This is a genomic window from Calothrix sp. CBUCES-K 9914 (assembly GCF_059640475.1).
Genome location: NZ_JBXXZH010000318.1, coordinates 1 through 9497, shown reverse-complemented (window position 1 = coordinate 9497; position 9497 = coordinate 1). Strand labels below are relative to the sequence as shown.

11 protein-coding genes are annotated in these 9497 nt (G+C 40.5%); 7 read left to right on the top strand and 4 right to left on the bottom strand.

Going from position 1 to position 9497, the window contains the following annotated elements:
• Window positions 1-200: 200 nt before the first annotated feature.
• Window positions 201-1232, bottom strand: a complete 1032-nt coding sequence (locus AC2JBO_RS39560; RefSeq protein WP_496959103.1) for a photosynthesis system II assembly factor Ycf48 — start codon at window positions 1230-1232, stop codon at window positions 201-203.
• A 34-nt stretch (window positions 1233-1266) separates the two neighbouring features.
• Window positions 1267-1647: a rubredoxin gene (locus tag AC2JBO_RS39555; RefSeq protein WP_496959102.1), complete on the bottom strand. Its 381-nt coding sequence runs from the start codon at window positions 1645-1647 to the stop codon at window positions 1267-1269.
• A gap of 204 nt (window positions 1648-1851) precedes the next feature.
• Between AC2JBO_RS39555 and ndhC the strand changes: the two genes are divergently transcribed.
• The 6 genes from ndhC to AC2JBO_RS39525 all read left to right on the top strand — a co-directional run bounded on the left by ndhC (window position 1852) and on the right by AC2JBO_RS39525 (window position 5899).
• Entirely contained in the window at window positions 1852-2217 is a 366-nt protein-coding gene (gene ndhC, locus AC2JBO_RS39550) for a photosynthetic/respiratory NAD(P)H-quinone oxidoreductase subunit C (RefSeq protein ID WP_496959101.1), read from the top strand.
• A complete protein-coding gene (locus AC2JBO_RS39545; protein ID WP_496959100.1) occupies window positions 2208-2957 on the top strand; it encodes an NADH dehydrogenase subunit K in 750 nt (249 codons plus the stop codon). The genes ndhC and AC2JBO_RS39545 overlap by 10 nt, the downstream gene beginning before the upstream one ends.
• Complete coding sequence (locus tag AC2JBO_RS39540) at window positions 2950-3474, top strand: NAD(P)H-quinone oxidoreductase subunit J (protein WP_496959099.1); 525 nt, start codon at window positions 2950-2952, stop codon at window positions 3472-3474. Before AC2JBO_RS39545 ends, AC2JBO_RS39540 begins: the two co-directional genes overlap by 8 nt.
• Window positions 3475-3696: 222 nt before the next feature.
• The gene (locus AC2JBO_RS39535; RefSeq protein WP_496959098.1) at window positions 3697-4209 is read left to right on the top strand and encodes a L,D-transpeptidase; all 513 of its coding nucleotides are present in this window, start codon (window positions 3697-3699) and stop codon (window positions 4207-4209) included.
• Window positions 4210-4299: 90 nt separating this feature from the next.
• A complete protein-coding gene (gene hisA / locus AC2JBO_RS39530) occupies window positions 4300-5073 on the top strand; it encodes a 1-(5-phosphoribosyl)-5-[(5-phosphoribosylamino)methylideneamino]imidazole-4-carboxamide isomerase (RefSeq protein ID WP_496959097.1) in 774 nt (257 codons plus the stop codon).
• A 685-nt stretch (window positions 5074-5758) separates the two neighbouring features.
• Window positions 5759-5899: a hypothetical protein gene (locus tag AC2JBO_RS39525; RefSeq protein ID WP_496959096.1), complete on the top strand. Its 141-nt coding sequence runs from the start codon at window positions 5759-5761 to the stop codon at window positions 5897-5899.
• Between the two features lie 177 nt (window positions 5900-6076).
• Here AC2JBO_RS39525 and AC2JBO_RS39520 read toward each other — a convergent pair whose 3' ends face one another.
• A complete protein-coding gene (locus tag AC2JBO_RS39520; protein WP_496959095.1) occupies window positions 6077-7177 on the bottom strand; it encodes a hypothetical protein in 1101 nt (366 codons plus the stop codon).
• A 29-nt stretch (window positions 7178-7206) separates the two neighbouring features.
• The gene (locus AC2JBO_RS39515; protein ID WP_496959094.1) at window positions 7207-8175 is read right to left on the bottom strand and encodes a hypothetical protein; all 969 of its coding nucleotides are present in this window, start codon (window positions 8173-8175) and stop codon (window positions 7207-7209) included.
• Between the two features lie 465 nt (window positions 8176-8640).
• Here AC2JBO_RS39515 and AC2JBO_RS39510 point away from each other — a divergent pair, with 465 nt between their 5' ends.
• Window positions 8641-9396 carry a winged helix-turn-helix domain-containing protein gene (locus tag AC2JBO_RS39510; RefSeq protein ID WP_496959093.1) on the top strand — a complete coding sequence of 252 codons (756 nt, stop codon included), beginning with the start codon at window positions 8641-8643 and terminating at the stop codon, window positions 9394-9396.
• Window positions 9397-9497: the final 101 nt, after the last annotated feature.

The following is a 9497-nucleotide window of genomic DNA, read 5'->3' as shown; positions in this document are numbered from 1 at the left end:
GTGCTGAGTGCTGAGTGCTGAGTGCTGAGTGCTGAGTGCTGAGTGCTGAGTGCTGAGTGCTGATTAATATTCATAATTCCTAACTCCTGACTTCTGACTTCTGACTCATAATTCCTAACTCCTGACTTCTGACTTCTGACTTCTGACTCATAATTCCTAACTCCTAACTCCTAACTCTACTCAGCACTCAGCACTCAGCACTAAACGGGCGCCTCCTTATTTGGTTTAGTAGAGGCAATATCAGGTTGGTACTTGAGCAAGTAGCCACCACGGTCACCTAGTACAAAACCCTGGTCTTGGGAAAAGAAGACAACTTTGAACAAGTTAGCGGGAATTTCTTCGACATCGCGGTCTTTTTCCCAGGTTTTGCCGCCGTCAGCACTGCGTAACAAGTTACCGCTACCACCTGTTACCCAAATTTCATCGGGTGTACGATATGCCATGTCAAGTAATCCCCAACTGGTAGAAAATTCAGGATACTGAGCTTCGAGCCATTCTTCTGGTTTTTCTGGGTCAGAAAACTGAAGTTGACCACCACGTGCGATCATCCACATGTTTCCATCTGAGGTAAAGCCCATGTTTTCGACGCGACGCGAGCTATTACGGTTGTGAGGAACCCATGCGTTTAGTCCCGGCTCCCAAGTTGAGTAAAAGTTACCTTTCGCCGATACTGCTACGTATTTGCCATCTGGCGAACGCTTCATGTTACGCACAAAACCTACAGCTTCTTCGACCTGAGCTTTCCAGTTTTTGCCAGCATCTTCCGTTTGATAGATGGCACCAACAGTAGTAGCCATTTCTGCTTTGTTAGAACCTAATGCCACAACGCTAACTGGGTTTCCAGGTAATTTTTCCGAGAGCGGGATCTGCGACCAAGATTGACCTTCATCGGTTGTATGTAGCAATAATGCAGGTTCTCCAACTACCCAACCTTCGTTGCCAGAGAAACTAACCGAAGTTAAACGATATTTTTCGTTATCAAGTTCAAGTCCAATGGGTTTCCAGGTATTGCCCCCGTCTCTAGTTTCTAAAATTGTGGCATTACTACCAACTATGAAACCGTGCTGTTTGTCTGAAGTGAAAGCAACATCAAGCAGTTTTGCATCCGTAGGTACAGAAATTACTTCCCAAGGATTGTATGCTGTGTTAGGGACGCTGCTACAGCCAGCACAAATCAAAATTACTGCTGCAACAGTCAATATTCGCCGCCAAAATTTTGTAATTAAAAGCATCAGTATTTTTTTCGTTATTTTTGTTAATTTGTCCCTATTGCAAGCCATACAGGCTCATAAAGAGTAAAAAGGCGACTGCTAGAGCGCCAAAAATCAGAAGGTTCTTTTGCGTTGGTGTTAGTTTGTTGACGCCTAAGCCATAACCGAGGTTTTCTTTGAAACCTGATGCGCTACCCGCAGGGCCGATATTGACGAAAGCTGCTTTTTTGGCACCGCAAACAGGACAACGCCAAATTAAAGGTAGTTCTTCAAAAGGTCTTCCCGGAGGGATATCGCGTTTATCGTCTCCCTTTTCTGGTTCGTAAACGTAGCCGCAGGAACGACACTCGTGGCGGTCTAACTCAGTTAATTCAACAGTTTCAGCGGTTTCAACATCAGATGTCTCACCTGCTGGTTCGATTTCGTGTTCGCTCATAATCCCAGATGCCTGGTATTTGACAGGCGAATCTTAAAATATACGTTACAAATTATGACACAAGTGTTAGGTTTTTCTATCACTACCAAAAACGAATCAAATTACCTAGCCATATGTTTTCTAAGATTCAAAAAAGCTGAGACGATATAATGTATGTAAATTAAGGTAACATTCGTCAATTTCCCAAAGCGGTAGAAATATATTGTGTTTGTCCTCAGCGGTTACGAGTACCTATTAGGCTTTCTACTTGTATGTAGCCTAGTTCCAGCCCTAGCTCTCAGCGCGTCCAAGCTTCTGCGACCCAGTGGTCGCAATAACGCCGAACGACGCACTACCTACGAATCCGGTATGGAACCGATTGGTGGCGCCTGGATTCAGTTCAACATCCGCTACTACATGTTTGCGCTGGTTTTCGTCGTCTTCGACGTGGAGACAGTATTTTTGTATCCTTGGGCGGTAGCATTTCACCGTCTAGGGTTGTTAGCGTTTATTGAAGCGCTTATTTTTATCGCGATTCTTGTAGTTGCCCTAGTCTACGCATGGCGTAAAGGAGCTTTGGAATGGTCTTAGATGCTAGTGCGGCAAAAGATATAACGGCTCAACAAACCGAACGTATCTTAAACCCAATTCAGCGTGCGACGGTTACTTCTGACCTGTCGGAAAATGTTATCTTAACAACCGTTGACGATTTGTATAACTGGGCACGACTTTCGAGTTTATGGCCTCTGCTGTTTGGAACAGCTTGCTGCTTCATTGAGTTTGCAGCTCTAATTGGTTCGAGATTTGACTTTGACCGTTTTGGTTTGATTCCTCGTTCTAGCCCACGTCAAGCTGACTTAATTATTACTGCTGGTACCATCACTATGAAGATGGCGCCTCAGTTAGTGCGTTTGTATGAACAAATGCCCGAACCTAAGTATGTAATCGCAATGGGCGCCTGCACAATAACGGGTGGGATGTTTAGCGTTGACTCACCAAGTGCGGTACGTGGAGTTGATAAATTAATTCCTGTAGACGTATACTTACCAGGATGTCCTCCTCGTCCAGAAGCAATTATTGACGCGATTATTAAGCTGCGGAAGAAAATTTCTAACGAATCAATGCAGGAACGTGGTGTTATCAAGCAAACACACCGTTACTACAGCACAACTCACAACATGAAGCCAGTTGCACAAATTCTGACTGGCAAGTACATTCAGTCAGAAGCACGCTATACACCACCTTCTGAATTAACCGAAGGTATGGGTATGGAAGTGCCACCAGCGTTGCTAACATCGCAAAAACAAAAGGAGGCAACCGAACGTGGCTGATGAATCACAACCAGTAGTAGCAGAAGAAAAGGCGTTAGTACAAGCTGGTAAAGTTGCTCAATGGCTTACAGAAAATGGCTTCGCTAACGAGTCACTGCCGCCTGATAGCACCGGAGTCGAGATAATCAAAATCGAAGCAGATTATCTTTTGCCAACTGCTACCGCTTTATACGCATATGGCTTTAACTATCTTCAATGTCAGTGTGGCATTGATATGGGGCCTGGACAGGAGTTAGTCAGCATGTACCACTTGGCAAAAGTAGCTGATAATGTTGACAAACCCGAAGAAGTGCGTATTAAAGTTTTCTTGCCGCGTGAGAATCCAAGATTACCATCTGTATATTGGATTTGGAAAACAGCTGATTGGCAAGAGCGTGAATCTTACGATATGTACGGTATCGTTTACGAAGGACACCCCAATTTAAAGCGTATTTTAATGCCCGAAGATTGGGTTGGTTTCCCCTTACGTAAAGATTACATCTCGCCTGATTTTTACGAGTTGCAAGACGCTTATTAATTAGTGCTGAGTGCTGAGTGCTGAGTGCTGAGTGCTGAGTGCTGAGTGCTGAGTGCTGAGTGCTGAGTGCTGAGTGCTGAGTGCTGAGTGCTGAGTATTTACATTCTTTGTTTGTGTGTTAAAAAGGAAACCTAAAATATTACTATGTAATAAGGGCTACCTCACACACCACGGCAATATGCTGAATATTTGCGCTTAATCGTTATTAATTGAATGTAAATCATGAAAAATTGGGTTTCTAATAATTGGGTGCGTCCCTTAACCGCAATATTTGTTGGTGCAGCGCTAACTCTTGCTTCTTTGGGTGGAAGTTCTACAGAAGCTTTGGCACAATCAAAAGGTTCCAGAATTCGTCAATCGATTCAAAGACTTAAACAGTCTGAACGTCGCTGGATTCAAGTTAACATCTCAGACCAAAGACTAGTTGCTTGGCGAGGTGGAACTCCGGTTTATTCGATGCCTGTTTCTACAGGTAAACGAAAGACACCTACACTGAGTGGTGTGTTTAATATTCAAAGTAAATACCGTATAGCTCGGATGCGCGGTGAAGATTACGACCGTAAAAATGTTCCTAGTGTCATGTACTACGACGGTGGATATGGAATTCACGGCGCCTATTGGCATAATAGTTTTGGTACTCCGGTAAGTCGCGGTTGTGTAAATTTACGACCGGGACAAGCTAGAACTTTATACAGTTGGGCATCCGTTGGTACACCAGTAATTGTACATCGCTAAAGTCGAAAGGCAAAAAGTAGCGATGAGAGGGGACAATAACAAGGGGAACTTTCAACCCCCTCTTCGCTATATCCAAAAGGAACGCTCAAAATGGAAGTTATTCCAGCAATTGATTTACTCGACGCGCATTGTGTACGACTGTATCAGGGAGATTACGCGCAGTCCCAAGTTTTTAATGAAAATCCTGTTGAAGTTGCTACTGAGTGGGTTTTAGCTGGTGCCACCCGTTTACATTTAGTTGATTTAGATGGCGCCAAAGCTGGTAAACTCGTAAATTTTGAAGCCATAAAAGCAATTACACAAGCAGTCTCAATACCCGTTGAAGTTGGTGGAGGGTTACGCGACATCAACAGCGTTAAACAACTTTTCGATATTGGTGTACGCTACTGCATACTAGGTACTGTTGCCGTCGAACAACCCGAATTAGTTCAAACGCTATCACAAGAATATCCCGGTCAAATAATTGTTGGCATTGATGCTCGTGACGGTTTGGTTGCTACGCGCGGTTGGCTTGAAACTTCAGAAATAAAGGCAACTCAACTCGCTGTACAAATGCAAGAATTCGGCGCCTCAGCCATTATCTACACAGATATCCATCGTGATGGTACACTTGCTGGCCCAAACCTTGACGCACTCCGCGAACTAGCTAATACAATTTCGATTCCTGTTATCGCTTCCGGTGGAGTTAGTTCTATCACCGATTTACTCAGTTTACTCGCTCTCGAACCCCTCGGTGTTACAGGCGCCATCGTTGGACGTGCTATTTATACAGGTGACGTTAACCTACGCGAAGCCATCCGCGCGGTAGGCCCTGGACGTATTCAAGATATCCCCCCAAACCTAGATTTTTCATCCTTCGCCTAAAAACACGTAGAGACCGAGTATATTATATATCGGTCTTAATCTCCTATCCCGTAACCGAAAATTTATAACTAAAAAACTTTCAATATTTCCGGATTAGAAATTTACCAAGTTGTATCTCAATTTAGAGACAGTCACGAAGCTTCTGTGTTTCCTGCATAACACGTTGTCTTCCTACACATCTAAAATTGCTAGCAATCTTAATTTCAAATTTCAATATGTAGTTTCAATATCTTTATCAATACTTTTTTAAATCAACAAAATTTAATGGGTTTCCTCTTTAGAGACGCGCTGCGTCTCTTTTTTATTTTTAAAAATTTTTAAAATACTACGATCGCTGACTGACAGCCCACCACACAAATTAATATAGAACAAAAATATTAGTATTTTAAAGTATCAAAATGCATTCATATTTCCGGATTTAGTTATACGCCATATGTAGTAATACCTGTAACCAAACAAATTAATACAAAGGTAAACTAATATGACTTCAAGAAGACCAAAACCTACTACTCCCGGCGGTAGACCATTTAGAACAGATAACGGTTTCGTAGATAATAATACATCTAATGATAACAATAATAAAAACAAAAAAACAAATCCATAAATATTTTTTTACTTAATTTCTAATTGATTTTTACTTACTTACTTAATTTTTACTTGATTTTATACCTTAAAGGAGATTATTATGTCAGATAACGAAAGACAAGACCCACCACCAACTGGTCAACCAATTATTAGCGAGCCAGGTTTTACAGGAAGAAGAAATCTACTTCAAAAAGCTAATAATAACAATAATAGCAAGAATAGCAAAAATAATCAACTCTAGTTAAGAGCATCCAAATTTTGCCAAAATACAATTTGTTATTCTCTTAAATTGTCATTCTGAGTATATCTTTATTGTCATTAGTCACGCAGCGAAGAATCTATTTAACCTTCAAGTTTATTAGATGCTTCACTCCGTGACTAATGACATGGTTCTAGAATACTGTCACTTCTTTGTCATTTATTTAGTTTTAACTTGACCTTTTGCTTGTTCCAAAGCAATTTCTTTCATTGCTTGGTATGAATTGACACTAGAAGAACCTTCAATTGCTTTAACTGCTAAATCTTGAACTTGCTTCAATGCAGATTCAAGCTGTCTGGAAAGATTTTGAATACGCGCTTCTTGATTAGAAATAGTTTGTTCTAATGATTGTAGTCTTTGTTCGTAAAATCGTTTTTGTCCATCTACATCTTTAGCCAACAAATCAGATTTAATTTTGGCTTGGTAATGTGCAATTCCTTTACCTTCTTCGGTTGCTTTTTTAATAGCAGCTTCTTTGTCTTTTGGAAAAGCTTCGACTTTGGCTTTTAATTCTTCAAACTGCAACTCACGTTCAGAAATACTTTTCTCTTTTATACTCCATTGCTTATTAGCTTCTTCCTGCTGCTCTTCTAACTGCCCATATAAAGATTTCTGCTGCTGCTCATACTCGTCATTTGCTAGTTTTCTTTGGAGTTCCAAGTCATATTTGTAACTAGCTTCTTCACGTTGGCGAGTTTTAGCAAGATTATCATTACGTTCTTTGACTGTAAGCTTATGCGCTTCTTGCTCTTTTTGCCAAGTATTCTGCATTTCCTGAATTTGTTGCGACAGAGTTTCCTTAGCTGTTAAAAATTCCTCTTGATAATTTTTAGAATTATTCTCATAAGTTTCAATGAGAGTATCTAGGGTATTGTCGTTAACTTCTAATTTGTGTAACTCTTTAAGTTGCTTGGCTTCTTGAGCAACTAACTGCTTAATTTCTGCCAGTTTTAACGCTCTCGCGGTTAATAATTCAGATAATTCATTTGCAGCACTACCAAACCCCATTTGTATTTTAACTAAGCTTTCAATTGTTGAGTTCATCTTTTGCTGAATGCTTGCTGATGAATTAGTTGGTTTCTCTTTTTCCATTGGTTTTGATGTTGGTTTAGATGTTTCTTTGAGCGTACTATTCTCTGAACTATTTTGCTTGGCTGTCTCCAGTTCTGTTTTCAGAACTGCTTTTTCTTTTGCTAACTCTTCGTAAGCTTGAAGAATTTCGGCTTTAGTATTTTTATCTGTTGGTTTTTTCGTTGACATAGTAACTCTCTTTCTTTGGCTTTCTTGGGTTATTGATTAAACGCGCGCATTGCTAAATCTTGTGCTTGCTTGAGTGTTGCTTGTAGCTGGGTAGAGATACCTTCAATTTGTTCGACTTGTTTTTGTACTATTTCTTCGAGAGATTTAACTTTAAGTTCGTAACTTTGCTTCGTAGCTTCCCACTCTTTCTCTAGTAAGTCAGCTTCAACCTTTGCTTTTTGACTTGTATCTTTTATTGCCTCTTCGCGCGCTTTCTTAATTGCTTCCTCTAACTCAGTTGGGAACGCTGCTGTTTTCTTTTGATATTCTGCCAATAATGCTTGGTTATCTTTTAAAGTTTTTTCACGCTCTGCCCAACTTTTCTCTTTTGTAGCGGTACTTTCTTGCAGTTCGCGTTCTAACATACGCTTTCTTGCTTCGTATGCGTCGGTATTAATTTTACGGGTATTTTCGAGTTTATACTGATATTCTTCAACATCTTGCTGACGTTGCTTTACTTGCAATTGATTATAAACTTGTAGTGCTTCATCAAACTCAGCTTGTTCGCGAAGCCAGTGAGTACGAGTTTGTGCTGTTTCTTTCTCCAAAGCTTCGCGCTTTGCTTGTGTGTCTTGCTCTACAGTCTTTAACTTCTCTTGATGTTCTTGAGTTAAAACATCAACTGCATCTGCAACAACTCTTGTTTTCTGAAGTTCCTGTAGTTGCTGTGTCTCCACCTCTATTGCACGGTTGAGTTCATCAAGCTTAGAATTCTCTAAAGCTAGCTTCTCCGATAAGCTATTTACAATACTGCCAAACTCTATTTGTAAATCAGCCAAGCTTTTAACGATGGTGTCAACAGTATACTTAGAAGCTGCTTCGAGTATCTGTTTATTTTTGGCTTTTTCTGCGACTTCAAGCTTTGTAGCAATTTTTGACTCAAACTGCTTGCGTTCTGATATAATATGCCCGAAAGCTTGCATTAGCTGTTGTTTACTATCTTTATTTACAATGTCCATTTCACTAACTCCATAAACGATACGAACCAACCTCAAGGCTGAAAGCCAATACGGAAGCTTTATCCGTAAATACTTAGGCTAGCCTCAAAATGTTTACTATTGGCAGAGTAAAAATGCTGAAAGTAAGTACTAAATTAAATTCTATAGTTTAATTGTACTAAATTTAGTATACTTGGGTAAATATTCGCTGTCAATCAAAAATGGAGTTATGGAGTGGCGCCTTTGGATAATTAAAGTTTGATGTTAGAAACGGGATTTGGTAGTCTAGATATATAGCAAGTTGAGTTTTGATAACAAGCTCATCAAAACTTCTAATCATTTCTACTGAGGTTAGCTTATAATTACAATGGGTGCCTCCGTGCATTGTAAAGTTTTCATAAGTTATACAAAATAATTCAATAGTACTAGTAAAATAAAATGAATATTTTACTGTTATAGAAAATAAAACCTAGTTTAGTGATATCGATGTATAGCACCAATGAACTGAGCAAATATCCTTCAAGTGCGGAATTTGGACAAACAAGCCGTATTTTAGTAGTTGAAGACGAAGAATTGATACGCGAGATGCTACTGATGGCATTGGAAGGTGAAGGGTATACAGTGGTGACGGCAACGGATGGGCGTTCGGCGATTGATTATTTGAAAGGTGGTGACTCTACAAGCGTAGAGAATAATTTTGATTTAGTGATTTTGGATTTGATGCTGCCGCAAGTTAACGGTTTAGATATTTGTCGTTTGTTGCGTCATCAAGGAAATCCTGTACCAATTTTAATGTTGAGTGCTAAGGGTAGTGAAACTGACCGCGTACTAGGTTTAGAAGTCGGCGCCGATGATTACTTGACCAAACCGTTTAGCGTTCGGGAGTTAGTCGCGCGTTGTCGGGCACTATTAAGGCGCCAGCGATTAAGCGCATTGCCGCAATCACCAGTTTTACAATATAAAGATGTGACTTTGTACCCACAGGAATGTCGAGTTTTAGTTCGGGGACAGCAAGTCAACTTATCACCAAAAGAATTTCGTCTGTTGGAAGTATTTATGAGCTACGCGCGACGAGTTTGGTCGCGCGAACAATTATTAGACCAAGTATGGGGTCCAGACTTTGTTGGTGACAGCAAAACTGTTGACGTACATATTCGCTGGTTACGCGAGAAGTTAGAACAAGACCCCAGTCATCCCGAATATATTGTTACAGTACGCGGTTTTGGATATCGGTTTGGTTGAGTGCTGAGTATTGAGTGCTGAGTGCTGAGTGCTGAGTATTGAGTGCTGAGTATTGAGTGCTGAGTGCTGAGTGCTGAGTATTGAGTGCTGAGTATTGAGTG